Here is a 25,125-nt window from a genome sequence, read left to right as displayed (position 1 = left end):
GTATAATTAGGATATGTTATGCAAAGGGGAAAGTGAAATGCCGGATTCAGAAGAACTTGAAAAAAAGGAAAAACGGGAATTCATGAGAGAAACGATAGTGAAGCCGCCGCTGACCAGAAAACAGATTGCGAAGCGGGTGGCTCTCTTTGTATGCGCGTCAGCCGCATTTGGAGGAGTCGCGGCGGTTTCGTTTGCGGCGGTAAAGCCGTTTGCGGATCGGTGTTTTCAGGGAAATGGGATGCAGGAGACATCCTCAGTCGAGTTTTCCAAGGACGATCCGGACTCTGTTTCGCCGTCGGACGGTGCAGATGCGGATATGACAGCGCAGCCGGAACAAATGGAGCAGGAGATTGATGAGGCGGTCAGCGAGGCGCTTTCCAGCTATCAGTTTTCCGTAGACAATTTCAATTCGATGACGTCGGTGCTGCGTGGAATCGGGGAACTGGGTGATAAGTCGATCGTGACGGTCAGCTCCGGCAAACAGGATACGGATATATTTGGAAATCCGGTGGAAAATACGGGTGATTATGCAGGTGCAGTCATCGCGGAGAGTGATGGAGAATTTCTGATCTTTACTTACGCCGATGCGGTGCGGGCGGCAGATTCGATCAATGTGAGATTTTCGGATGGAACGAAGATCGCTGGTACAGTGCGCCAGATTGACGAAGTGCTCGGAATGGCAGTTGTGGCGGTGCCGTCCGGCAATCTGCCGGAAGAAGAGCGGAAAAAGGTGCAGGTGCTTTCACTTGCCAATTCATATACGGTCAAGGCAGGCGATGTCCTCGTAGGTATCGGCGGTCCGTCCGGACAGGTGCATTCGCTTTCGTTCGGAACGGTATCCTACGTGGCGCGCAATGTGCAGATTACAGATGGACTGACGCGGATCCTGTATGCGGATATCAGCAGCAATTCGCAGACGGGTACCTTTTTGATCAATACAGCCGGAGAGATGGTCGGCTGGACATCGGAGTCCTGCCGCAGCGAGAGCTGTACGGATCGGACGGCGGCGTACACCATTTCCAGCTACAAGCCGATTCTGGAGCGGCTGACGAATGGCGCTTCGGCGGCATATCTGGGCATCCTGGGACAGGATGTGAGCCGTGCGATGCAGGGGAGCGGCATTCCGGCGGGCGTTTACGTGACGGAGGCAGTCTCCGGCAGCCCGGCATATGACGCTGGCATCCAGCCCGGCGATATTATTGTGAAATTTGGCACAAAGGAGATCGGAAGTTTCAAAGATCTCCAGGCGCAGATTGAAAATTCCGCGAGCGGCGTGTCTGTATCGGTAAATGTGATGCGGAAAGGGCGCGACGGATACACGGAAATTCCATTTTTGGTATCTCTGCGCGCCAGATAGAAATTCAGGAGGATATAGGCAGAATGAGATATATTGAACAGTTCCGGGAAGGAATGAGAGTCTCGGACGTATATTTATGTAAGACGAAACAGCACGCGGTGACGAAAAACGGAAAAGAGTACGCTTCCGTGCTGCTTCAGGATAAAACAGGCACGGTAGACTGCAAAATCTGGGATTTAAGTTCCCCGGGCATCAATGATTTTGAGCCGCTGCAGTACGTCTATGTGGACGGCGATGTGACGGTTTTCCAGGGTTCCAACCAGTTAAATATCAAGCGCATACGCAAGGCGGACGAGGGCGAGTATCAGGAAAGTGATTACCTTCCGGTCAGCTCAAAGGATATCAAGATAATGTATCAGGAGCTGACAGCTCTGGTGCAGTCTTTCCAGAATCCGTACCTGAAAAAGCTGGCATCCAGCTATTTCCTGGAAGATAAGGCATTTGTGAAGAAATTCTGCTTCCATTCGGCGGCGAAGAGTGTGCATCATGGTTTTGTGGGCGGACTTTTGGAACATACGTTAAGTGTTATGAAACTCTGTGATTTCTACACGAAGTCATATCCGGCGCTGAACCGCGATCTGCTTCTGACGGCGGCGCTGTTCCACGACATCGGAAAAGTGCAGGAATTATCCGCATTTCCGGAAAATGATTATACGGACGACGGTCAGCTCTTAGGTCATATCGTGATCGGCACGATGATGGTTGCAGACCGTATTAAGGAGATTCCGGGATTCCCGGCAAAGACAGCGGCGGAGTTAAAGCACTGCATCCTTGCGCACCACGGCGAATTAGAGTACGGTTCCCCAAAGAAACCGGCGCTTCTGGAGGCGCTGGCATTGAATTTCGCGGACAATACCGATGCGAAGATGGAGACGATGCTGGAAGTCTTAAAGAGCGGCGGGGAGAATCCGGGCTGGCTCGGATATAACCGTTTCCTGGAGACGAATGTGAGAAAGACGACGCCGACGGAATAATAATAAGATAACAGACATCTAAAATGAGTCTAAATGTATATAAGAAAAAGAAAACAGCGCTGCACAAGCAGATGCTGCCTTGCAGAAGCGGGGGAACGAAAAAATAGGAATCAGGACTCACCACCTAAAGAGGTGGGAGTCTTCTCGTTTCATAGGGAATTGCGTCCTATGAAACAAAAAACGCTCCGCGGGATGCGCACTCGCGCGAAGAAGAAACATGTCGCAAGCGACCGCGCCCGGCACGAGAATGTGCCAAGGCACATTCTTTTTTAACTGAGATAAATAAGAAAAATGGAGAAGGATACCAGGAAGGTACAGCGGTTCAGCAGGGACCGCACTTTTCTGATATCCTTTTGTTTCATAAAGAAAGATATAGGGGTACAACAGAAAATATGAAAAAACGAGAAAATACAGGCAAAATCATTGGAAAGGTGTTCGGAGAAGCCAGGGCACTTGGCGTCACTGCCTTAGCGGCGGCAGTCATGCTTTCCGGATGCGGAAACGCTGGAAATCAGGCGCAGAAAGGCGGTTCCGGCGCAGAACAGACGGAAAATACCCAAACAAGCGTTATTATCGCGATGCCGCCGACTTCAGAGCCGGAGGCGGGCTTTGATCCGGCATATGGCTGGGGCGCGGGCGAGCATATGCATGAACCGCTGATCCAGAGCACCCTGACGGTGACAGAAGCAGATTTGAGTATCGGGTATGATCTGGCGACAGATGTGGAGACCTCCGAGGATGGAATGACATGGACGGTGACGATCCGCGACGATGTGAAATTCACGGATGGCGAGGCGCTGACCGCGGAGGATGTGGCATTCACTTATAACACATTGAAAAAGACGAGTTCCGTCAACGATTTTTCAATGCTGAAACAGGCGGAGGCGATCGATGATGTGACGGTTGTGTTTGAGATGGAACGCCCGTTTGCTATCTGGTCATACACGATGGCGGTGACGGGAATTGTGCCGGAGCATGCATATGGAACGGATTACGGCACACATCCGATCGGTTCCGGGCGATATATCCTGAAACAGTGGGACAAGGGGCAGCAGGTGATTCTGGAAGCCAACCCGGATTATTATGGGGATGCGCCGAAGATGCGGCAGGTCACGATTCTCTTTATGGAAGAGGATGCGGCATTTGCGGCGGTGCGCGCCGGGCAGGTGGATGTGGCGTACACGGCGGCGTCCTATGCAGACCAGTCGGTTCCAGAATTCAGTCTTTTGGACTGTGAGACGGTGGACAACCGTGGATTTAACCTCCCGGCAGTGCCGGAGACGGTACGGGAGGATGGCGTAAAAATCGGTAATGATTTTACCGCGGATGTGCAGGTGCGCCGGGCGATCAACCTGGCGATTGACCGGCAGGAAATGATCGATCATGTGTTAAATAGTTACGGCAGCCCGGCATATAGTGTCTGTGACAAGATGCCGTGGTACAACGATGAAATGGAGAACATTTCCTATGATGTGGAGAAGGCGGAAGAGATGCTGGATGCGGCGGGATGGAAGAAAAATGCCGACGGCATCCGCGAAAAGGATGGAGTGAAAGCCATTCTGGAATTTCTCTATCCGACCGGGGATTCGGTGCGTCAGGCGTTGGCAGCCGATACGGCGCAGCAGTTAAAAGAGATTGGAATTGACGCATCGATCCGCGGCACCGGCTGGGATACTGCGTATGACGAGGCACAGTCGCAGCCGCTTCTCTGGGGCTGGGGCGCGCACACGCCGATGGAATTTTATAATATTTACCATACAAAGGCAGATACGGGGCTAGCGGAATATTCGCCGTATGCGAATGAGACCGTGGACGCTTATATGGATGAGGCCCTGGCAGCACCGGATCTGGAAAGTTCGTATGAATTGTGGAAAAAGGCGCAGTGGGACGGCGAGACGGGCGTTTCAGCCGAGGGTGATCTTCCGTGGATCTGGCTGGTGAATGTCGATCATCTGTACTGGGTGAGAGACGGGCTTCATGTCGCAGAGCAGAAGGTGCATCCGCACGGTCACGGCTGGTCCATCGTCAACAATGTCGATCGGTGGTACTATGAGTAGGATGAAATGGTTTGGGCGCAGTCTGCTGCACCTGATTCTGCTGCTTTTGGCAGTCAGTCTGGCATCGTTTCTGCTGATGTCGATGTCTCCGGTCGATCCGCTGCAGACGAATGTTGGGCAGACGGCGCTCGGCTCGATGGCGCCGGAGCAGATCAAGAAGCTGCAGGCGTACTGGGGCGTTGGTGTGCCGGTCTGGAAGCGCTTCTTTAGCTGGATTTCGGGCATCTGTCATGGTGATTTTGGCATTTCCCTTCTGTACCGCAGACCGGTGCTGGAGGTGATCGCGGAAAAGGCGTCTGCGTCAGTGTGGCTCCTTCTGTCTGCGTGGCTGTTTTCGGGAATCGTGGGGATATTTTTAGGAATTGCAGCGGCGGCAAAACGGGGCAAGTGGGTGGATCGCCTGATTACGGGCTATTGCATCGTGATCGCGGGAACGCCGTCCTTCTGGCTGGCGCTGGTGCTGCTGCTTCTCTTTACAGTGCAGCTTCCCATCTTCCCAATCGGGTTCAGTGTCCCGGTGGGAATGGCGGCGGACGAGGTCAGCCTGGCGGATCGCCTGTATCACGCATTTCTGCCGGCGTGTACGCTGGGACTGACAGGGATTTCTTCGATTGCGATGCACACGCGCGAAAAAGTGATTGAGATTCTGGAAAGTGATTACGTACTCTATGCGCGGGCGCGGGGCGAGAGCGGCTGGCGGCTGATTTTCCGGCATGGACTCCGCAACCTGCTTCTCCCGGTAATTACGCTGCAATTTGGCTCGATCAGCGAGATTTTCGGCGGTTCGGTGCTGGTGGAACAGGTCTTTTCCTATCCGGGACTCGGACAGGCGGCGGTCACGGCGGGGCTGGGAAGCGATATCCCGCTTCTGATGGGAATTACACTCATCAGTGCCGTGCTTGTATTTGCAGGAAATGCAGCGGCGGATGGGCTGTACCGGCTGGTCGATCCGAGACTTAGGAAAGGAGGCAGGGCATGAGAAAGAAAACACTCTGGCTGCTGGGAATTTCCCTCCTTTTCCTGATTCTGGTGACAGTGCTTGGAATCGTCTGGGAGGATGCCGCACAGCAGGTCGATTTTGCGAGAAAAAACCTGCCTCCGGGAACCGGCGGGCTGTTTGGAACCGACTGGATGGGGCGGGATATGCTGAAACGGACGGTTGCGGGGCTTTCTTTAAGCATCCGGCTGGGGCTTCTGACCGCGGCGATCAGCGCCGCGGTGGCATTGGCGCTTGCATTGCTGGCGTCGCTTGGCGGGGGACTGATGGATTCATTGGTATGCGGGCTGATTAATCTGGTAATGGGAATCCCGCACATGCTTCTCCTGATCCTGATTTCCTACAGTCTGGGAAAGGGATTCCGGGGTGTAGCAGCCGGGATTGCCCTGACGCACTGGGCGTCGCTGGCGAGGCTTTTGCGGGCGGAAATCTTACAGATCCGGGAAAGTCCGTATGTGCAGATCTCCGAAAAACTGGGGAAAAAGCCCTGGTGGATTGCCTGGAACCACATCGTCCCGCAGGTATCGCGGCAATTTGTAACCGGGTTAATTCTTCTCTTTCCCCATGCGATTCTGCATGAGGCGGGCGTGACCTTTCTGGGCTTCGGTCTTTCCTCCGAGCAACCAGCGATCGGTGTTATTTTATCCGAGAGTATGTCGTACCTGATTACCGGAAAATGGTGGCTGGCGCTCTTTCCGGGCGCGGCACTGGTGCTGGTAACGCTGGGATTTCAGGCGATCGGGCAGAGCCTGGGGCGGCTGATGGATCCGGGGAGCGCGCATGAGTAGAGGATGCTGGGAATGAGGCAGAAAAACATATATTTTGATAAAATGATGCGATTAAGACAAAAACAATCAAAAACGATGCGGCTATCAGATTTGGAACAGACAGACGTTATCAAAGAACGGAGATTGCGTGAAAATTGTGATTCCATGGAAAAGCCGATATTGAAAATTCAAAATCTAAACTTATATTTTACGCAGTACGCGCGTGGGCTTAGACGGCGCGAACTCCATCCGCTCCGCGACCTTTCCTGCAAACTTTTCAGTGGGGAGCTGACGGCGGTGGTCGGGGCGAGTGGTTCGGGAAAAAGCCTGCTGGCGCACGCGATTCTGGGAATCTTGCCGTACAACTGCCGGATGGAAGGAAAAATTTCCTATCAGGGAGAGGTTCTGGATGAGACGCGGCTTGCCGGGCTGCGGGGCAATGGAATTTCCCTGATTCCGCAGGGGGTTTCCTACCTCGATCCGTTGATGCGGGTCGGGGATCAGATCTGCGGCGGCAGAAAAGATGAAGCGACGCGGGCAAAATGCCGCCAGCTTTTGAAGCGGTACGGGCTGGATGAATCAGTGGAAAAATGTTATCCATTTGAGCTGTCGGGCGGCATGGCGCGGCGCGTCCTGATGGCAGCGGCACTGATGCAGGAGCCGAGGCTGATTGTGGCGGATGAACCGACACCGGGGCTGGAGGCGATGACCGCGCGCCATGTGATCCGTCATTTAAAAGAGATGGCACAGGACGGGGCAGCGGTGCTTCTGATTACTCATGATCTGGAACTGGCGATTGAGATGGCGGACCGGATTCTGGTGTTTTATGACGGGACGATTCTGGAGGAAGTAAAGCCGGAGAACTTCCGGGAGGGACGGAATCTGAAAGAGCCATACACGCAGGCGCTCTACCGGGCACTGCCGGAACATGAATTTTTTGGAGGAGAATGAGATGTCACTAAAGGCGGAAAACCTATCTTTTTCGTATGAAAATGGAGGGCGCCACGTGCTGACGCGTATTTCCCTGAAAATTGAGCCAGGAGAGCGCGTGGGTCTGGTGGCGCCGAGCGGATATGGAAAAACGACGCTGTGCCGCCTGCTGGCGGGATATGAGAGAGCGGAAGCGGGAACGGTAGAGATTGACAGCATACCAATTGAGAATATCCGGGGCTGTATGCCGGTGCAGTTAATCTGGCAGCACCCGGAGCAGGCGCTCAACCCACGCTGGCGGATGCGCCAGGTTCTCAGTGAGGGCGGTCAGGTGGATGAGGAGAGCCGGGGACGGCTTGGCATCCGGGAAGAATGGCTGGATCGGTTTCCATCGGAGCTTTCCGGCGGCGAACTGCAGCGGTTCTGTATTGCCAGAGCGCTGGCGGCAAATCCGCGGTATCTGCTGGCGGATGAGATCACCGCGATGTTTGATGCAGTGACCCAGAGCCAGATCTGGCAGGCGCTTTTGCATGAGGCAAAGGAGCGGGAGCTGGGAATGGTGATTGTGAGCCATTCGGAATCTCTTTTGAAGCGGATTTGCACGCGGCAGATTGATTTAAAGGCATTGCAGGAAAAGATGGCAGCAGTTCACCCAGTTCACATATTGACAGAGAAAATTGGGATTTGACAAGGAGAAATGAGGAAGAAATGGATGTTCGGAAGCTGTTGGAAGAGGTAAAACGGGGGGATACGAGTATTGAGGAAGCGGAGAATGCGTTCAAGAATCTTCCTTACGAAGATTTAGGGTATGCGAAGCTGGATCTGCACCGGAAATTGCGTTCGGGATTCCCAGAGACGGTGTTCTGCCAAGGAAAGCCGGATGCCTATCTGGCGGATATTTTCGAGACGCTGTACCGGGAAAATGGGGAAGTACTCGGAACGCGGGCGACGCCGGAGCAGTGGAATCTAGTGCGGGCGCGCATCCCGGAGATAGAATACGATCCGGTTTCAAAAATTTTGCAGGCGAGAAAATCATCGGAGACACCGCGGAAGCTGGAAGGGCTGGTGGCAGTCTGCACAGGCGGAACCGCGGATATCCCGGTTGCGGAGGAAGCTGCCAAAACGGCAGAATTTTTCGGCTGCCGCGTGGAGCGCTACTATGATATAGGGGTGGCGGGGATCCACCGCCTTTTATCCAAACGCGAGGCGATTGCGCGGGCAAACTGCGTGATTGCGGTGGCGGGAATGGAAGGCGCGCTTGGCACAGTTGTCGCCGGGCTGGTGGAAAATCCGGTCATTGCGGTTCCGACCTCGGTCGGCTATGGTGCAAGTTTTCATGGACTGTCGGCATTGATCACGATGATTAATTCCTGTGCGAACGGCATTTCGGTTGTAAATATAGATAACGGCTACGGCGCAGCATATCTGGCGGCGCAGATCAACCGCCTGGCGGTTCGGGAGCCGAAGAAGACGGCAGAGTGATAGTGGTTTGTGATAATTACATAAAAGCGAAAAACGGAAATGTATCAATAAAATGAGAAAAGTAGAGGGAGAAGTAAAAATGGATGAGAAAATCTTATATCTGGATTGTGCGTCTGGAATCAGTGGAGATATGACGGTTGGCGCACTGTTGGATCTTGGAGCAAGCCGGGAAAAACTGGTACGGGCACTGGACAGTCTGGGCGTATCCGGGTATCATCTGCATTTTGGGCGGACGAAGAAATGTGGAATCGATGCGTATGATTTCGATGTACATTTAGAGGAAGAAGAGCATCATCATGACCACGAACATCATCACGACCACGAACATGGTCATGAGCACGAACATAGCCATGATGAGCACGACCATGAGCATCATCACGATCATGAACACACTCACGACCATGAGCACAGCCATGATCACGCTCACACCCACGACCATGAGCACAGCCATGATCACGCTCACACCCACGATCATATGCATCCTCACGTCCACCGCAACATCCATGACATTTTCGAGATCATCGATCGTCTGGATGCATCTGACCGTGTTAAAAACTTGGCGCGCCGGATGTTTGAGATTGTGGCGGGGGCAGAGTCGAAAGCACACGGAATTCCGGTTAGCGAGGTTCATTTCCATGAAGTCGGTGCAATTGACTCGATTGTGGATGTTATCAGTGCGGCATTCTGCCTGGAGGATCTGGGAATCCACCGCGTGGTGGTATCGCCGCTTTCCGAAGGTCATGGATTCGCGCGCTGCCAGCACGGTTTAATGCCGGTTCCGGTTCCGGCGACGGCAAATATCGCAGCGGCACAGGGCTTGGAACTGACGCTTCGGGATGTCGAAGGAGAGATGGTAACGCCGACCGGCGCGGCGATCGCGGCGGCATTCCGGACAGAAGCGGCGCTTCCGAAGAAGTACCAGATCGAAAAGATCGGTATCGGCGCCGGAAATAAGGATTTCGCGCACGCGAATATCCTGCGGGCGATGCTTTTGACGGATAAAACGGTGGAAGTAGAAACCGGAAAAGACGGTCACGACGAGAGCTCCATGTGGGTCATGGAGGCAAACCTGGACGACTGCACCGGCGAGGCGCTGGGATATGCGATGGAGGTGCTTCTGGAAGCGGGCGCCAGAGATGTGTGGTACACACCGGCATATATGAAGAAAAACCGTCCGGCGTATGTGCTTCATGTACTGACAACGGCAGAAAAACGGGAAGAATTAGAACAGCTTGTCTTCTCCTGTACGACCACGATCGGTGTGCGCCGTTATCCAGTAGAGAGGACGATACTGCCACGGGAAGTAAAGGAGATCCAGACCCGTTACGGGGCAGCAAAGGTAAAAATCTGCAAGCGCGGCGGCGTGGATACGTGCTATCCGGAGTATGAGAGCGTGCGCGCGATCTGCCGGGAGACAGGGAAGCGCTTCATGGAAGTATTCCACGGAGTAATGGAAGACGGAAGTATTAGTTTACAGTAGGCACTTTTGAGATTGAAAAACGGCACAGTGCATTCTCGTTAGATAATTAAGAGGAGAATCAAGAACCATGGAAAATAAACCAATGATATCAGAGACAGAAAAAAGAGAAGCTTTAAAACATTTCATGGCAGAAAAAGCGAAAGCACCGGTCTGTGTCGCCTTTTCGGGTGGTGTGGACAGCAGCCTGATTCTCAAGCTGGCGTGTGATACGGCGAAGAAGACGGGAATGCCGGTTTATGCCGTGACATTTCACACCATGCTGCACCCAGCCTGTGATCTGGAGATCGCGGAGCGGGTGGCAAAGGAGCTGGGCGCGATCCATAAAATTATCCAGGTCAATGAGATGGAGCTGGAAGCCATCCGGACAAATCCGGTCAACCGCTGTTATATCTGCAAACACCACCTGTTCGCGACACTTCTGGATTTTGCAAAAGAAGAGGGGATTCCGTGCGTGATGGACGGAACCAATGAGAGCGACCTGCATGTGTACCGCCCGGGTATCCAGGCACTCCGTGAGCTGGGTGTCGTCAGTCCACTTGCACAGTGCGGACTGGAGAAAAAGGATGTCAAGGCATTTGCGGCTGACTTAGGAATTTCCGTTGCATCCCGTCCGTCCATGCCATGTATGGCGACCCGCCTTCCATATGGAACTTCCTTTGACATGGAAGTTTTGAAGCGGATTGAGAAAGGCGAAGATTATCTTCGAAGCGTGTTTGGCGGAAATGTGCGCCTGCGCCTGCATGGCGATATTGTCCGGATCGAGGTGGATGCGGATAAATTTGAAAAAGCGATTGCCGAGCGGGAGACGATCTGCAGGACATTAAAAGAAATGGGATTTCTGTACATTACACTCGATCTGGAAGGTTTCCGGTCGGGAAGTATGGATATAGTGGAGAAACTCAACGCGCTGGTCGGGAAATGAATGTAAAGGAGATGGAAATCCCATGCAAGAAGAATGTATTGTCTGTAAAGCACCTCTTATTTATCTGAAACAGGATGAATGGATGGAGTGTGAATTATGTCATAAAAAAGAATTGAGTAAGACCAGATGCCAGAACGGGCATTATGTTTGTAATGATTGTCATACGAAGGGACTGGACACCATTCTTTCCCTGTGTATAGACGAAACATCCAGAAATCCGATCGAGATTGTCCGGAAGATGATGGATGCACCGTTTTGCCATATGCATGGACCGGAGCATCATGTCATGGTGGGAGCGGCGCTGCTTACTGCATATAAAAATGCGGGAGGTGCTATTAATCTGCGGGAATCTGTGATGGAAATGCTGAACCGTGGGAAAGCCGTTCCAGGAGGAACCTGCGGATTCTGGGGGGCCTGCGGAGCGGGAATCAGCGCAGGTATGTTTGTATCTATCTTGTCTGGGGCGACGCCACTGACGGAGGAATCCTGGGGACTTTCGAATCAGATGACATCAAAAGCACTGGAAGCGATTTCGCGCACCGGCGGTCCGAGGTGTTGTAAAAGAGATTCTTATCTGGCGATTCTGGCGGCGGTTGATTTTGTAAAAACGCATTTTGGAATCGAAATGGAATGCACAGAAGTCCAGTGTACGCATTGTGCTCAGAACAATCAGTGTATTGGCAAGCGCTGTCCATTTTGGCGATTTGATGATAGTATTTGACTATAAATGGATAAACGGAGATAATAAAGCTGCGATATAATTAGATTGTGCGAGATGGGATTGCAGTTTGCATAATGTGTGAACTGTGATGAGAGAGCAATTTCTCGTGTAATAGGAAATTCCCTGGAATGCCCTATTACACAAAAAGGCACATCCTTTTTTACGTGGAAAAATCGGAATTTGTGGAGAGATTTCCTGAACTTTCCTTATTTTACAGGCTTTTCAGCCCATTAGATAGTGAAATGATATGTATTTTCCCTTATTTTTGCCCTTATGCGGAATCCGTAAGGGAAATAAGGGAAATTTTTGTTTAAGCGTTGCTCGCTACTTTATCAAGAAGTCTTGCGGAATCCCGTTTTGCTTTTCTTGTTGAGTGAGCGTAAATATTCATTGTGGTACTGACATCAGAATGTCCTAACAGTTCCTGTACATCTTTCGGAGCCGCCCCGTTGGAGAGCAGGTTGCTGGTATAGGTGTGACGTAACTGGTGGAAGTGAAAATCTTCAAATCCTTCCAGCTTCTTTGCCACTGACCTGCAAGCAATGCCGAGTGTACTCGGCAGTTCCAGACTACCATCCGGTCTGAGGCAGACAAAGGATATTTCTTTATAATCTGCCGGGACTTCCTGCGTTCCGTCAAGGTGATAGTATTCATAATACACCCTGTTTTTTACATGCACCTCTTTGTAGTAGTTGCGGTGGTAAAGTTCCCCGTACTGCATCCGGCTTTTCAGTTGTTCCCGTCTTGCTGCTTTCAATATTTCAGTCAGTGTATCTCCAAAATCAACAATCCTTACTTTCTTTCGCTTGGTTGTTCCAATCACATTTTTATGCTTCGTTCCGTCATAACGGATACTGCGTTTTATGGTCAGGCATTGTTCTTCAAGGTTGATGTCCTGCCATGTAAGACCACAGGTTTCCCCGATACGAAGTCCTGCATAATATGCGATCTGAATCGGCAGAATTGCAGGTGGATTTTTCTTTTCCAGATACTTGATAAGCCGCTCGTAATCCTCATGTGAAATCGGCTGTGTACCTTCTTCTACCTCATCATCAGAAAAGAGGTCAACTTCCTCTGCCTGTCGTTTCAGCTTGATATATTGCATTGGATTGAAACTGATTAACTGTTTTGGAAATACTGCAAAACGGAAAGACTGCTGTAACACTGCGGAAAAAGAATGGATATAATCTTTGCTATATCCTTTTCGCACTTTTCCATCCGGAAACTCGCCACCGAATGTAAGCAGGTCGAGAAAACTCTGTAAATGTTCAGCGGTAACTGTTTTTAACTTTCGGTCTGCAATCGGGTGTTTTTTGATACATCGGATTGCACCAAGATAATTTTCCACTGTGCCATTGCTGAGTGTTCCGGTTTTCAGTTCTTCTTCTGCCCACATATCCAGAAGTTCACCTACGGTAAGGTTATCTGCTTTTGCAACAAATTTCTTATCTTCATAATCTTCCAGTGCCTTGCGGAGAAGTTTTTCCGTCTCACTTTTACTTTCGGTTCCGGCGTATTCTTTCTGAACCATTTTTCCGCTTGCGTCCTCTACATAGAAGCGATAGTACCATTTCTTTCCTTTTTTTCTAACAGATCCTTTTGCCATAATCGTATGTCTCCTTTCGATATCAGACAATCGGAACTGCTGAAATGCTTCTTGCGTGTAAGTATATCACAACTCCGGTTGTCTTACTATACCGATTCAGAATCCTCATACATAACTTCGGATAAAAGATTTGCAAGCCTTTGTTCTGCCGCTTCCGGTTTCTTTGAATAGAGCCTTACAACATCTGCCATATCGTTAAATGCGTTGACAGTATGCGTGATCTCCCTGAGAAACATAATCTCATTATATTCATCTTTCGATTCAAATCCCATTACTTTAGCAATGTCCGCATCTTTGGTACTGCCTTTGTAATTTTTACAGGCGAACTGAAACGAATCCAGAAACAGTTCATATTGCTTTAACATTAACAGCAGTAAGTCTTTAGAAAAAGCGTCTTCTGTTTTATTAAGATCAAGAGGTAACTGTTTGAGAATATCGCCCATCACATCACGAATCTGCAATTCTTTCTTATCCGTAATATCAGTTTCATATTCATCGGTTTCCCCTTTGAGCCATTCAATCGATACATGAAGTGCTTCCGAAAGACCTTCCAGTACCATCTTTTTGGTATTGTCAATCGAACCATTCTCATAACGCAGGATTGTGGAAGCGGTAACTCCCATCTTCTCTGCGACATAAGGCTGTGTCAGATTTAATTCGAGACGGCGCTGTTTTGCCCTGCTGCCGATCAGCTTGCGTAGTTCTTTATCTTTCATGCTGATGTGCCTCCTTTTTCGGTATGTCATTACTATACCACGCAACAAAATATATTGCAATATGCAATTAATAGAAAAAGAATAAAATTTCATAATGCTTGACAAAGCAATATAAACACGCTATACTGACAGCACAAATGAAATTGCATAATGCAATTTAAAAGGAGGTGGTCATATGACACAAAGAAAAATTGCCTTATCGATTGAGGAAGCTGCTGATTATACGGGAATCGGCAGGAACACCCTGAGAAAACTGGTGGAATGGAAGAAACTTCCGGTATTAAAGGTCGGGAGAAAAGTCCTGATCAAAACGGATATGCTGGAACTTTTTATGGAAGCCAACGAGGGCAGGGACTTGAGGGATAAGGGAAATGTGAAAGCAGTCACAAGAAACGGTTCAACTTAAAAAAGCGGTTCCCGAAGAAACCGCCAAAGGTTCTATCAGACCGGAGTCATGATATACCTACACGCAAACAGATTATACCATGTACTTCGTCTGACAGACAACAGGAAACTTATGTTTGGAAGAAAAAGAAAGGACGATGATATTTATGGCAAGATCAACAAAGAGTTATGAGGAGCGTATGCTCCAGTTGGAAAAGAAAGAACAGGAAAGCCTTGAGAAAGCAAAACAGTATGCAGCACAGAAACGGGAACTGAAGAAACGTCAGAAAGATGTGGAAACCAAAAAGCGGACACACAGGCTCTGCCAGATTGGTGGTGCGGTGGAATCGGTGCTGGGTTCTGCGATTGAGGAAGATGATATCCCAAAGCTGATCGGCTTCTTAAAAAGGCAGGAAGCAAATGGGAAATTCTTCTCAAAGGCAATGCAGAAAGAGCCAGTTGCGAATACGGAGGAAGTGTAATGCCGGAGGGAGTGGAGTTTCCATTCCCTTCATTGCTTTTTCATGAAGGGCGCACTTATGGACAACCAGAGGTCGTCCGTATAAGTTTGCCACAGGTGGCAACCGGTCTGCGCTTATGCTTGCCGGGCTCGTTCCGTCGGCGGGCATTTCATGCAGACCTGCTCATGCCGCAGGAGGCACTCTTCGCCAGAGGGGCGCATTCCATGCAGGCTGTTATGCACAGGGCACTCTTACGCAGAGGGCGTTCCGGCAGATACCATTTTCTTTTTGGGAAAACGTTACCTGCCGGAAATCAAAGCCGGATACGGCAGAAAGGGGGAAACGGATCATGGCGATTTTTCATTATACAGTAAAGATTGTTGGACGCAGCAAAGGGAAATCCATCATATCAGCATCTGCCTATCTCAATGGTGATGTGATGAAAAATGAAGAAACCGGCAGAATCAGCTACTACACTTCCAAAAGAGAAGTTGTTTATACCAGCCTGTTGATGTGTGAAAATGCACCACAGGAATGGCTGAATGTACCTGCTGAAAATATCAGACGGTTCCAGAAATCTGTCCGATATAAAAGGGCAGATAACAAAGAAGCCGCACTGAAAAAATTTAAACTTACTTTTCAGAAGCAGCGTTTATGGAATGAAGTTTTGAGGATAGAAAAAAGTGCAGATGCACAACTCGGCAGGTCATTTGAGTTCTCACTTCCGAAAGAATGGAACAGACAGGAACAGATTGATTATACAACCGAATATATTCAAAAGACCTTTGTAAATAAGGGAATGTGTGCGGACTGGAGTATCCACGATAAAGGCGATGGAAATCCCCATGTGCATTTACTTGTGACGATGCGACCATTCAATCCAGACCACTCATGGGGGAACAAAGAAATCAAGGATTGGGAGTTTGTCAGAGATGAAAATGGAAATATTGTGGTGGATGAATCCCATCCGGACTGGTGGCAGGATAAAAAGGACTCTGACCGTCATGGAATCCGAATCCCGGTATTGGACGAAAACGGTAATCAGAAAGTCGGTGCAAGGAACCGTAAACAGTGGAAACGTGTATTAACCGATGCTACCGGATGGAACAGTCCGAAAAATTGTGAACTGTGGCGGAGTGAATGGGCGAATGTCTGTAATGCACATTTGAAAACGGAAAATCACATTGACCACCGTTCTTATGCAAGGCAGGGGAAATTAGAGATACCGACGATCCATGAGGGCGCGGATGCCAGAAAAATTGATGAGAAATTTCAAAATGGGCAGACACAATCAGCGTCATGGAAAGTGGTAGAAAATCAGATCATAAAAAGACAAAATGCACTGCTGGATAAAATACAGATTTCTTTCGGAAAGGTATCCGGTGCATTGACACAATGGAAGGAGCGATTGGATGACATTAGAAGAAAGCCGGGAAGTCATTCCCATGATGGAGACAATGATAAACCAGATCGAGGAACAGCAGAATTTTATGGCAGCGATGGTACAGGAATTGCAGGAACGGGATCGACAGCTCCTGTCTTTTCAGGAGCAGAACCAGAGTTTAAAAAGCTTAAACAGCGAATTATCCAGGCTGCTAAATCTTTTGCCAGATACAGAAGAACTGCTCTCACAGATCGAGCAACAGAAAACCAGAATCGAACAGTTGGAAAACGAGAATCAGCAATGGCAGGAATTAACGCAGAAGCTGAACAACGAGAACAGCTTATTGCAGAAACAGAACAGCGAATTGCTGACCTTAAACAGCAGATAGAGAAAGCGAGGGAGATCGATGAGCGAATGCAGAAACTTAGAGAACGTCGGGCAGGTGGAAGAACTTCTGCTGATGACCGAACAGATGCAGGACGAACTGGATCAGAAAGACCAGACAATCCAGGAACTAAACAGGCAGCTAAGCGAATCGCTGACCTTGAACGAGAAATTGAACAGCGAAAACAGAGCCGAGAATATCGAAGCATTGCGGACAAGATTAAGGCAAACAGAGGAACGATTGACCAGCGAGACAGACAGCAGGAAAAGAGCCGACGCAGAAGCCGTGGCATGGAAATTTAAGTATGAAAAAGCAGAGCAGGAAAAACTTTATGCACAGACACACCAAAAGACGGTAGAGGTAGCTGTTGAGAAAAAAGTGCCTTATGAGAAATGTGAAAAATGTGACCGTACTGCTTACCGGAAAGCAAAAGAAAAATGCGATAGCCGTAAAAGCCAGTTAGAAAAGAAATATAAAAATATGACGATTGGTTATGAAAGTATCTTGTTTCTACTGGCATGGTACAGCATAACAACAACACTGTTTACTGCGATTCTTTCGCCGGTTTTCCTTAACGACTGTATCGTCTTTTTCGGTGCGTTAGGAAAAGGAATGGGAAGTTTATTTCGGGAGTTTGTGACAGGTGCAGACTCTTTCGGACAGTTAAGCAGTGGAATACCTAACAGTATTCTTTCCGGGATTGTGTACTGGCTGATTGCCGGTACTGTCATGGCAATTTTATTCGTAATAACCGGGTGGCTGATAATCGGGATTGGTTATCAGGTAGGAAAAATCTACCGGAAATATTGTTGGGATATCATCAGTATCGTGGTAGCGATAACGAGTACAGCTGTTGTAATTTACTTTGGAGAATGGATTAAAAACGCTAATCCGATAAATCTTATTGTATTGCTATTACTGTCGCATATTATTTATATTGGAATCAGATGTTATGTGAAAGACTGGATGGAAGAACGAGGATATTATTAAAAGAGGACAGGGAAATTTCATAATCTTCCTGTCCTTAGTAAGGGACTATTGATTGTTTATATAAAGAAAAAGTATATAAATAAATCTTGACAATTAGTACGAACTCGGACTATACTATAAAAGTCCGGATTCGTACTAATTTAAGGAGAAAAAAGATGAGAAAAGATAATAATATGATAATACAGTTGCAACGATATTATGCTTTATGGAAAGAATGTACAGCAATGTATGAGGAATGGTCAAAGGATCAGGGACTGTCTTCAAATGGAGTTTTTGCTTTGTATTCATTTTATGAAAGTAATGGAAGATGCACGCAGAAAATGATAAGTGAAAAATGGAATATACCTAAGCAAACGGTAAATACGATACTAAAAGATTTTCAGAAAAAAGGATACATCAATATGGTATCTGATGATTCAGACAAGAGAAATAAGCTGATATGCCTCACAGAATCAGGAATGGAATATACGAAAGATATCATAGAAAAACTGCACTCAAAAGAAATATATGTAATCGAAAAAATGGGATTAGAGAATATAGAAAGTCTTAATGATAATACAGAGCTGTTTATCAGACTTTTCAAGGAAGGAGATTGTAAGAAAAATGAATCATAAATCATTATTTTTTAAATATGTTATTCCATCTATTATAGCATTTGCATTATCAGGAATATATGCGATAGTGGATGGATATTTTGTAGGCAATACCATAGGAGATGCTGGAATTTCGGCTATTAATATTGCATATCCGATTGTGGCTTTGATTCAGGCTCTTGGAACAGGAATTGGTATGGGAGGAGCTGTTTATTACTCAATTAATGCAGCAGAAAAGAAAGGAAAACGGGCAGAAGAATTTATTGCTACAAGCTGGTGGCTTCTTGTAATAGTAAGTGTTATCAATACCATAATTATTTACTCCTTTTCGTCTAAAATTTTAGGATTGCTTGGAGCAGATGGAATTATATTAACAAATGCGACAGATTATATCAAAATTATAGCACTTGGAGCAATATTGCAGATTCTTGGAACTGGAATGATGCCATTCATTAGAAATTATGGAAACTCTTTCTGGTCAATGTTTGCGATGGTTGGTGGATTCATAACCAATATTGTTCTGGATTTTATCTTTGTATGGATATATGAAATGGGCATGAAAGGTGCAGCCACAGCTACAATAGCCGGACAGGGTGTGACTGCAGCAATTGCAATCATATACGCATTATATAATAAAAAGTTTTATGTGTATGTATCCTTAAAAAATGTAAAAGAAATGTGTGGCGCTATATTCAGAGTAGGTCTTGCACCATTTGGGCTAGCATTGACTCCTAATATTTCATTGGTGTTTATAAACCGATTCTCCGCTTCTTATGGGGGAGAAAAAGCTATTGCAACTTATGCATGTGTATCCTATATTATCTGTATCATATATCTCATATTGCAGGGCGTAGGTGATGGAAGTCAACCTTTAATGAGCCGTTTTTATGGTGAGAAGGATCAAGAAAGCCTGAGAGGAGTTCAGAGAATGGCATACATTTTTGCAATAATTCTTGCTGTTTGTGGTGGAATTATCATGTATGTAAACAGAGCAAATATTGGAGGGGTTTTCGGAGCTTCTTATGAAGTAAGTATTGAGATTTCTAAAATTGTACCTATATTTTTAGTGTCATTACCATTTGTTGCGATTACCAGAATAGCGACAGCTGGATTTTATGCTACTGAAAAAAGTGGATTGTCATACATTCTTACATTCATTGAACCAGTATTGATGCTGATATTTATGCTTGTTTTACCACCTTTATTTGGTGGACAGATTATGATATGGTGGAGTACGGTATTGGCACGTGTTTTTTCAGCGATTCTGGCATTCATACTAATAAAATATTGCGAAAAGGGAGATTTGCAATATGGAATACAGAAAATTTAACAATCAGATAGTAGCAAGAATAATCTAGGTTTATCTATTGTATTTAAAAGGACAGCCTCATAGCAATAGGGCTGTCCTTTTAAAATTATGAAGCTAATTTTTAATAAATTCTAGTAGATTTTGATTGGAATAATCATAACTCTAATGAATCTTCAGCATCTACCCACATCTGTAAATTCCCATCAAGATATAACCTTGCATATTCTAATGGCTCATCGATTGCAAGCGATGTCAAAGCACAATCAGATCCAGGTGTGGTTCTTAAATTTTTTTCTGCTTCCCAACAATCAATACGGAGTATATAGCCCGTATTAGTATATACATCAATGCTGTTGCACTGTGGATTGTATTCTGCAAATATTGTTCTCATCGTATCCCATCTCCTTATCATTTAATCAATCAGTAGTAGCAAAAATTAAGAAGCATTTCAATCAGTTCACCATGTCACTTTTATTTTGTGTTATACTGTCTTATAGATTTTTCTTGCCCTTGTATTTGCCCTTATCAGAGTGCATAAACACTGATGGGACGATATAACACAAGGGAAATAATAAGGGAAAGCTCACCTGCGACAAATCCAGTGTTTTCAAGGGGTTGCGAAGAATTTAATAATAAAATATAACAGTTATTAAATTTCTTAAAACAGGTGAAATCTCAATCGGAAGTTGTGGAGGTGTTGAATGAAAAGTGTATTAATGATTGGACAGTCCAACATGGCTGGACGTGGATTCATAAACGAAGTACCGATGATTTGTAATGAGAGAATCCAGATGTTAAGAAATGGAAAATGGCAAATGATGACAGAACCAATTAACTACGATCGTCCTATATCAGGAGTAAGTCTTGCGGGTTCATTTGCTGCAATGTGGTGCATGGAAAACAAAGAAGAACAAATCGGCTTGATTCCATGTGCGGAAGGTGGCAGTTCCATTGATGACTGGTCTATAGAGAAAATATTATTTAAAAATGCAATTATTCAGGCAAAATTTGCAATGCAAAATAGTAATTTGATTGCTATTCTGTGGCATCAAGGAGAAAATGATAGCTATAATGGTAACTACAAAACGTATTATGAAAAATTACATACAATTTTTGAGGCTTTAAAAAATGAACTTAATTTAGACGATGTACCGTTTATTATTGGAGGACTTGGTGACTATTTAGGAAAGATAGGCTTTGGTTTTAATTGTACAGAGTATGACTTGGTGAATAAAGAATTATTACGATATGCCAATGATCATAATCATGTATATTTTGTAACTGCCCAGGGGTTGTCAGCAAATACAGATGGCATACATTTAAATGCTGTCTCTCAAAGAAAATTTGGGGTTCGTTATTACTATGCCTACAAAAACAAAAAGAATGTGATAACACCTTTGAAAAACGAAGAAAAATTATTAGAGTCATGTATTAATATTCCATATACTCAGAATGAAATGAAATATTTAGCCATGATGGATTTGACAATGGGAAAATGTAGTTATGAAGAGTTCATAACAAAAATGAAAAATCTCTAACTTTCAATCTGACTAATGGAAATAAAATAAAGAAAAGAATTAGAATTTTACAAAGAAGTGTAATTGTATGAATAAAGCGATTGTTGTAATGAGGATTGCTATTCTTACTTCTTTGGAAAAAGATAAGTAATTGACTGGCAAATTCCAATTTGACGGAGTAATATATATGAAAATCCGAGAAGTGAATGAGAATAAAAAGCAGTTTATATCATTATTGTTATTAGCTGATGAACAGGAGAGCATGGTTGATCGCTATCTTGAAAAAGGAACTATGTATGTGCTTGAAGACAATGATGTAAAAGCTGAATGTGTTGTCACCGATGAAGGTAACGAAATACTTGAAATCAAGAATATCGCAGTCGATCCGGAAAATCAGGGAAAGGGCTATGGCAAAGCACTAATTGATTTTCTTGCCAGTAAATATGCAGATGAATATTCTGTTTTGCAAGTTGGAACAGGTGACAGTCCATTGACGATACCATTTTATGAAAAATGTGGGTTTGTTCGTTCTCACAAGATTCCCAATTTCTTTACTGACAATTATGACCACCCAATTTATGAGGGCGGTGTACAACTAATAGATATGGTATATTTGCAAAGACATATATAACTTCAAGCTTTTCGAATGTATGTTTGTGCCTGAGGAATTGGAGAGTGGATAATGAAAAAACCACCTTTATACACTGCGAAGACCACCTTTGTACACTTTTTTAAAATGTGGATAACTTCTTAAAAACCACCTTTATACACTAAAAAATTACCATCTTGCAAAATGCCTGATTTACCTAAAGAACTTGCTCGCACGGGATATGCACATATCGCATTTAGTGTAGGAAGTAAAGAAAAGGTTGATGCCTTGACCGTAGAGTTGAAAACTGCTGGTTATGAAGTAATCAGCGGTCCCCGGACAACAGGAGATGGCTATTACGAAAGCTGTATTGTTGCAATTGAAGGGAATCAAATTGAGGTTACAGTTTGAACCCGACAATTTCAAGTTCGAAAAATTGAGAAATCGTAAAATTGAAGAAAAAAGGAATGCACAGTTCTTAGCATATCGGGAACTGTGCATTTCTGTAAATAAATACTTTTAATTAGCCGATTACGGCATCTTCTGCTGTAAAATGTTCCAGAGAATTTTCTTTTACCTGAATGCAGATATAAGTAATTCCGGAAATATCGGATGCAAAAAACTGACGCTTTGCAGCAGGTGCGATTTTTAGCCAGTCTCCAGTTGAAAGGCTAATTTCTTCTCCATCAATTATGGCTTTGCCGTTACCTGAAAGAATTCCATAGATTTCTTCATTTTCTTTATGAGAATGAACAAATGGGACATTTGCTCCTGCAGGTAGTTCGTTTAAACTGATTTCTGCGCCTGTTAAAGACAACTTTTCATGTAGCTCAATTCGGTTTTCCTTTCCAATAGTTGTTTTTGTGTAATTTGCCATAATAATACCTCCATAGTTAATTTGTAGTTTCTGGTTGCTTGGTATTAGTATAGTGTGAGACACATACAAAAACAAGTACGCACCTTTTTGTAACTGTACACTCAAAAATGAATGTGTTACAATAGACTCGGAGGTGAGAATTATGCGAGCAAAAGAAGAATTACCGGAATGCCCAGTTGCAACAGCAGTATCTCTTATCGGAGGAAAATGGAAACTGCTGATTTTGCGTAACTTGAAAGAGCGTCCATGGAGATTCAATGAGCTACAACGAAGTATAGATGGTATTTCACAAAAGGTTTTGACAGATAGTTTAAGACAAATGATGAGTGATGGGCTGGCATATCGCCACGATTACCATGAGCAGCCACCGAGAGTTGAATACGGCTTAACTGAACTCGGAACAAAAATGCTTCCAATTGTTAATTCACTTGCTGACTTTGGTAACTACTATAAATCAATTATTGAACAGAATTAAGGACGTTAGTATTTGAAAAGATCGAACAATTCCAGTTTGTATAACAGGAATTTATCAGAAAATGAGGAATAGTTGAAATGGAGGCGCTATAATAACATGAAGATTGAAGGGAACCAGAAAGAACTGGATGCAATGGTAGAATTTCATAAGGGAAACCGTGTCGAGGGACTGAGACTGCAAGAAGAATTTGCAGCGGAATTTCGTAAGGAGTATAAAGACAAAGATCACTGTCCTTGCCTGAAAGCCTGTCGTTATCACGGAAACTGTAAGGAATGTGTAGCAATCCACAGAGCGCATCAGGAACATGTTCCTAATTGTATGCGACCATTGATTAATAAAAAATTGAAATTGATGTCAGAATTAACAGAGCATACCTTGGCAAATGAAATAGAAGCTCCACATGAGATTTTAAGAAAATAGGCAAGTCAAATTCCCGTTTATTGGGAAGTCGCAGAGAACGAAAAATCGGAAGTTTACAGCGAGGTGAAAGAGGTTGAATTATGTAGAATATGGAAAAGAAAACAAATATGATGATAATATATTTTTTCAAAAATACAGTCAAATGAGTCGCTCACAGCAGGGACTAGCCGGTGCAGGAGAATGGGAAACATTGAGAAAGCTGCTGCCGGATTTTAAAGATAAGCGTGTGCTTGATTTAGGATGCGGCTATGGATGGCACTGTATTTATGCGATGGAACACGGAGCGTCTTCTGTTGTGGGTGTTGATATTTCTCATAAAATGCTCGAGGTAGCCAAAGAAAAAACACATTTTCCACAGGTTGAATATAAATGCTGTGCTATAGAAGATGTGGAATTCCCAGAGGAGAGTTTTGATGTAATATTAAGTTCACTTGCGTTTCACTATGTAGCAGATTATGAGATTTTAGTAAAAAAGATATATAGAATACTGAAGTCTGGTGGTAAGCTAGTTTTTACGGTTGAACATCCTGTTTTTACTGCCTATGGAACACAAGACTGGCATTATAACGAAAAAGGAGAAATACTGCATTTTCCGGTGGATAATTATTATTATGAGGGCAAACGGACAGCTGTCTTTTTGGGAGAAAAGGTTACAAAATATCATAGAACACTGACCACATATCTAAATACACTGCTTTCAAATGGTTTTATAATAAATCATATTGTGGAGCCGCAGCCGCCGGAATACATGATGGATATTCCGGGGATGCAGGATGAAATGCGCCGTCCCATGATGCTGATTGTATCGGCGAACAAAAAAGTGGATAGATAGAACTAAAACACCTATAAGGTATAAATGGAGGTGATTTATGTTTAAAGAAAAAATTATTATAGAGATGAAAGAAGTATTCAAAGAAATTCCTTTTGGCATAGAGCATACTCTCAAAGTTTTGAAAAATGCAGAAGATATAATGAAAGGAGAAAATATCGGAGAGGAAGAAAAAGAATTCATCAGTATTATTGCTATACTACATGATATTGGTGCGGTTGAAGCACAAAAAAAATACGGTTCTATTGATGGTGTCTATCAAGAAAAGGAAGGACCAGAAGTAGCGAAAGAAATATTAAAAAAGGTAGGCTATAACAAAAATATTGATAGAATATGCTTTATAATAGGCAACCATCATACTCCATCTAAAATTGATGGACTTGATTTTCAAATACAATGGGAAGCTGATTTGCTTGAAAATTTAACGGTTATGGATAAAGAAAAAGAACAGGAAAAGATAAAAAAGTGTATAGATGAAAACTTTAAAACAAACACAGGAAAAAGGATAGCTTATAATCGCTTTATTTTAGATTAGTAGTAGATTATTACAGTTATGTATTTTATATCGCAAAGAAAAAATAGTAGTTAAGTTTAAGCCTAGGGTTAAATGATGAATATGTTGAGGGCATTTTTGTTTCTGGTGAAATGCAATCGCAGGGTATAGGTAAAATTCTGCTGAATTATGCAAAGGACAAAAGGAGTAAGTTGTACTTGAACGTATACCAAAAGAATGCACGGGCAATATCTTTTTATAAGAGAGAAGGATTTGAGATTCAGCATAGTGGCTTAGATGAGGCTACCGGAGAAAAAGATTATGTAATGACATGGCAACACAAATAGAAATTCCAGTTTGGTTATAAGATCGGATTTATCAATGATGCTGAGATATGGTTACTCATGTTA

General features: G+C 45.1%; 28 protein-coding genes and 2 pseudogenes. 26 read left to right on the top strand and 4 right to left on the bottom strand.

The annotated features are described in order from the left end of the window. The first annotated feature begins 82 nt into the window (after positions 1-82). The 11 genes from DW739_RS13015 to DW739_RS12965 all read left to right on the top strand — a co-directional run bounded on the left by DW739_RS13015 (position 83) and on the right by DW739_RS12965 (position 11,687). On the top strand, positions 83-1,357 hold the full coding sequence (locus DW739_RS13015; protein WP_243023781.1) for a S1C family serine protease: 1,275 nt from the start codon (positions 83-85) through the stop codon (positions 1,355-1,357). A 23-nt stretch (positions 1,358-1,380) separates the two neighbouring features. Beyond that, a complete protein-coding gene (locus DW739_RS13010) occupies positions 1,381-2,331 on the top strand; it encodes an HD domain-containing protein (RefSeq protein ID WP_022358800.1) in 951 nt (316 codons plus the stop codon). Positions 2,332-2,723: 392 nt separating this feature from the next. Next, positions 2,724-4,388 (top strand): ABC transporter substrate-binding protein, encoded by a 1,665-nt coding sequence (locus tag DW739_RS13005; RefSeq protein WP_118743190.1) that lies wholly within the window; start codon positions 2,724-2,726, stop codon positions 4,386-4,388. Beyond that, on the top strand, positions 4,381-5,367 hold the full coding sequence (locus DW739_RS13000; RefSeq protein ID WP_333491440.1) for an ABC transporter permease: 987 nt from the start codon (positions 4,381-4,383) through the stop codon (positions 5,365-5,367). Before DW739_RS13005 ends, DW739_RS13000 begins: the two co-directional genes overlap by 8 nt. After that, the gene (locus tag DW739_RS12995; RefSeq protein ID WP_118743189.1) at positions 5,364-6,173 is read left to right on the top strand and encodes an ABC transporter permease; all 810 of its coding nucleotides are present in this window, start codon (positions 5,364-5,366) and stop codon (positions 6,171-6,173) included. The genes DW739_RS13000 and DW739_RS12995 overlap by 4 nt, the downstream gene beginning before the upstream one ends. A 90-nt stretch (positions 6,174-6,263) precedes the next feature. Then, on the top strand, positions 6,264-7,103 hold the full coding sequence (locus DW739_RS12990; protein WP_243022825.1) for an ABC transporter ATP-binding protein: 840 nt from the start codon (positions 6,264-6,266) through the stop codon (positions 7,101-7,103). Between the two features lies 1 nt (position 7,104). Next, a complete protein-coding gene (locus DW739_RS12985) occupies positions 7,105-7,770 on the top strand; it encodes an ATP-binding cassette domain-containing protein (RefSeq protein ID WP_118743188.1) in 666 nt (221 codons plus the stop codon). Between the two features lie 20 nt (positions 7,771-7,790). Next, positions 7,791-8,564, top strand: a complete 774-nt coding sequence (gene larB, locus DW739_RS12980) for a nickel pincer cofactor biosynthesis protein LarB (RefSeq protein ID WP_022358794.1) — start codon at positions 7,791-7,793, stop codon at positions 8,562-8,564. 79 nt (positions 8,565-8,643) lie between these two features. Continuing rightward, a complete protein-coding gene (gene larC / locus DW739_RS12975) occupies positions 8,644-10,044 on the top strand; it encodes a nickel pincer cofactor biosynthesis protein LarC (protein ID WP_243023780.1) in 1,401 nt (466 codons plus the stop codon). 67 nt (positions 10,045-10,111) lie between these two features. Beyond that, positions 10,112-10,966: an ATP-dependent sacrificial sulfur transferase LarE gene (larE, locus tag DW739_RS12970; protein ID WP_207664890.1), complete on the top strand. Its 855-nt coding sequence runs from the start codon at positions 10,112-10,114 to the stop codon at positions 10,964-10,966. A gap of 22 nt (positions 10,967-10,988) precedes the next feature. Further along, positions 10,989-11,687: a DUF5714 domain-containing protein gene (locus tag DW739_RS12965; RefSeq protein ID WP_118570127.1), complete on the top strand. Its 699-nt coding sequence runs from the start codon at positions 10,989-10,991 to the stop codon at positions 11,685-11,687. Positions 11,688-11,997: 310 nt separating this feature from the next. On the opposite strand, the gene DW739_RS12960 is transcribed toward DW739_RS12965, so the two are convergent. Together DW739_RS12960 and DW739_RS12955 are read right to left on the bottom strand one after the other, a co-directional pair. After that, entirely contained in the window at positions 11,998-13,293 is a 1,296-nt protein-coding gene (locus DW739_RS12960) for a tyrosine-type recombinase/integrase (protein WP_118743186.1), read from the bottom strand. Between the two features lie 86 nt (positions 13,294-13,379). Then, positions 13,380-14,009, bottom strand: coding sequence for a helix-turn-helix transcriptional regulator (locus tag DW739_RS12955; protein ID WP_024738907.1), 630 nt, complete (start codon positions 14,007-14,009; stop codon positions 13,380-13,382). Between the two features lie 175 nt (positions 14,010-14,184). On the opposite strand from DW739_RS12955, the gene DW739_RS12950 reads away from it, so the two are divergent. The 7 genes from DW739_RS12950 (at position 14,185) to DW739_RS12920 (ending at position 19,536) form a co-directional block, all read left to right on the top strand. Continuing rightward, positions 14,185-14,415, top strand: a complete 231-nt coding sequence (locus DW739_RS12950) for a helix-turn-helix domain-containing protein (RefSeq protein ID WP_002578307.1) — start codon at positions 14,185-14,187, stop codon at positions 14,413-14,415. 145 nt (positions 14,416-14,560) lie between these two features. Continuing rightward, positions 14,561-14,875 (top strand): DUF3847 domain-containing protein, encoded by a 315-nt coding sequence (locus DW739_RS12945; protein ID WP_002578306.1) that lies wholly within the window; start codon positions 14,561-14,563, stop codon positions 14,873-14,875. Beyond that, a complete protein-coding gene (locus DW739_RS15370; RefSeq protein WP_118743185.1) occupies positions 14,875-15,228 on the top strand; it encodes a hypothetical protein in 354 nt (117 codons plus the stop codon). Before DW739_RS12945 ends, DW739_RS15370 begins: the two co-directional genes overlap by 1 nt. Continuing rightward, positions 15,204-16,925 carry a MobA/MobL family protein gene (locus DW739_RS12935; protein WP_118743184.1) on the top strand — a complete coding sequence of 574 codons (1,722 nt, stop codon included), beginning with the start codon at positions 15,204-15,206 and terminating at the stop codon, positions 16,923-16,925. The genes DW739_RS15370 and DW739_RS12935 overlap by 25 nt, the downstream gene beginning before the upstream one ends. Continuing rightward, entirely contained in the window at positions 16,909-17,613 is a 705-nt protein-coding gene (locus DW739_RS12930; RefSeq protein ID WP_021369328.1) for a DUF6040 family protein, read from the top strand. The genes DW739_RS12935 and DW739_RS12930 overlap by 17 nt, the downstream gene beginning before the upstream one ends. A 155-nt stretch (positions 17,614-17,768) precedes the next feature. After that, positions 17,769-18,227, top strand: coding sequence for a MarR family transcriptional regulator (locus DW739_RS12925; protein ID WP_108817235.1), 459 nt, complete (start codon positions 17,769-17,771; stop codon positions 18,225-18,227). Further along, on the top strand, positions 18,217-19,536 hold the full coding sequence (locus DW739_RS12920) for an MATE family efflux transporter (RefSeq protein WP_108817236.1): 1,320 nt from the start codon (positions 18,217-18,219) through the stop codon (positions 19,534-19,536). The genes DW739_RS12925 and DW739_RS12920 overlap by 11 nt, the downstream gene beginning before the upstream one ends. A gap of 133 nt (positions 19,537-19,669) precedes the next feature. On the opposite strand, the gene DW739_RS12915 is transcribed toward DW739_RS12920, so the two are convergent. After that, the gene (locus DW739_RS12915; protein WP_002578301.1) at positions 19,670-19,906 is read right to left on the bottom strand and encodes a DUF6061 family protein; all 237 of its coding nucleotides are present in this window, start codon (positions 19,904-19,906) and stop codon (positions 19,670-19,672) included. 310 nt (positions 19,907-20,216) lie between these two features. Between DW739_RS12915 and DW739_RS12910 the strand changes: the two genes are divergently transcribed. The 3 genes and pseudogenes from DW739_RS12910 to DW739_RS15185 form a co-directional block, all read left to right on the top strand. Beyond that, positions 20,217-21,053: a sialate O-acetylesterase gene (locus DW739_RS12910; RefSeq protein WP_118743183.1), complete on the top strand. Its 837-nt coding sequence runs from the start codon at positions 20,217-20,219 to the stop codon at positions 21,051-21,053. 166 nt (positions 21,054-21,219) lie between these two features. Next, a complete protein-coding gene (locus tag DW739_RS12905) occupies positions 21,220-21,663 on the top strand; it encodes a GNAT family N-acetyltransferase (RefSeq protein ID WP_118469267.1) in 444 nt (147 codons plus the stop codon). Between the two features lie 162 nt (positions 21,664-21,825). Next, positions 21,826-22,032: pseudogene (locus DW739_RS15185) on the top strand (VOC family protein); the annotation flags it as partial. Positions 22,033-22,144: 112 nt separating this feature from the next. On the opposite strand, the gene DW739_RS12895 reads toward DW739_RS15185, so the two are convergent. Then, positions 22,145-22,498: a cupin domain-containing protein gene (locus tag DW739_RS12895; RefSeq protein WP_004614173.1), complete on the bottom strand. Its 354-nt coding sequence runs from the start codon at positions 22,496-22,498 to the stop codon at positions 22,145-22,147. 142 nt (positions 22,499-22,640) lie between these two features. On the opposite strand from DW739_RS12895, the gene DW739_RS12890 reads away from it, so the two are divergent. The 5 genes and pseudogenes from DW739_RS12890 to DW739_RS12870 all read left to right on the top strand — a co-directional run. After that, the gene (locus DW739_RS12890; RefSeq protein WP_008373705.1) at positions 22,641-22,973 is read left to right on the top strand and encodes a helix-turn-helix domain-containing protein; all 333 of its coding nucleotides are present in this window, start codon (positions 22,641-22,643) and stop codon (positions 22,971-22,973) included. Positions 22,974-23,069: 96 nt separating this feature from the next. After that, the gene (locus DW739_RS12885) at positions 23,070-23,393 is read left to right on the top strand and encodes a hypothetical protein (protein WP_004613237.1); all 324 of its coding nucleotides are present in this window, start codon (positions 23,070-23,072) and stop codon (positions 23,391-23,393) included. A gap of 142 nt (positions 23,394-23,535) precedes the next feature. After that, positions 23,536-24,225, top strand: coding sequence for a class I SAM-dependent methyltransferase (locus DW739_RS12880; protein WP_117495051.1), 690 nt, complete (start codon positions 23,536-23,538; stop codon positions 24,223-24,225). A 37-nt stretch (positions 24,226-24,262) separates the two neighbouring features. Then, positions 24,263-24,757 carry an HD domain-containing protein gene (locus DW739_RS12875; RefSeq protein ID WP_008981870.1) on the top strand — a complete coding sequence of 165 codons (495 nt, stop codon included), beginning with the start codon at positions 24,263-24,265 and terminating at the stop codon, positions 24,755-24,757. Positions 24,758-24,819: 62 nt separating this feature from the next. Next, positions 24,820-25,062, top strand: a pseudogene (locus DW739_RS12870) (GNAT family N-acetyltransferase); the annotation flags it as partial. Positions 25,063-25,125: the final 63 nt, after the last annotated feature.

Origin of the sequence: Clostridium sp. AM28-20LB, from assembly GCF_003480665.1 — a bacterium.
GTDB classification, from domain to species: Bacteria; Bacillota; Clostridia; order Lachnospirales; family Lachnospiraceae; genus Otoolea; species Otoolea fessa.
The sequence above is the reverse complement of the archived record's forward strand: the minus strand, read 5'-3'. Positions and strand labels throughout refer to the sequence as shown.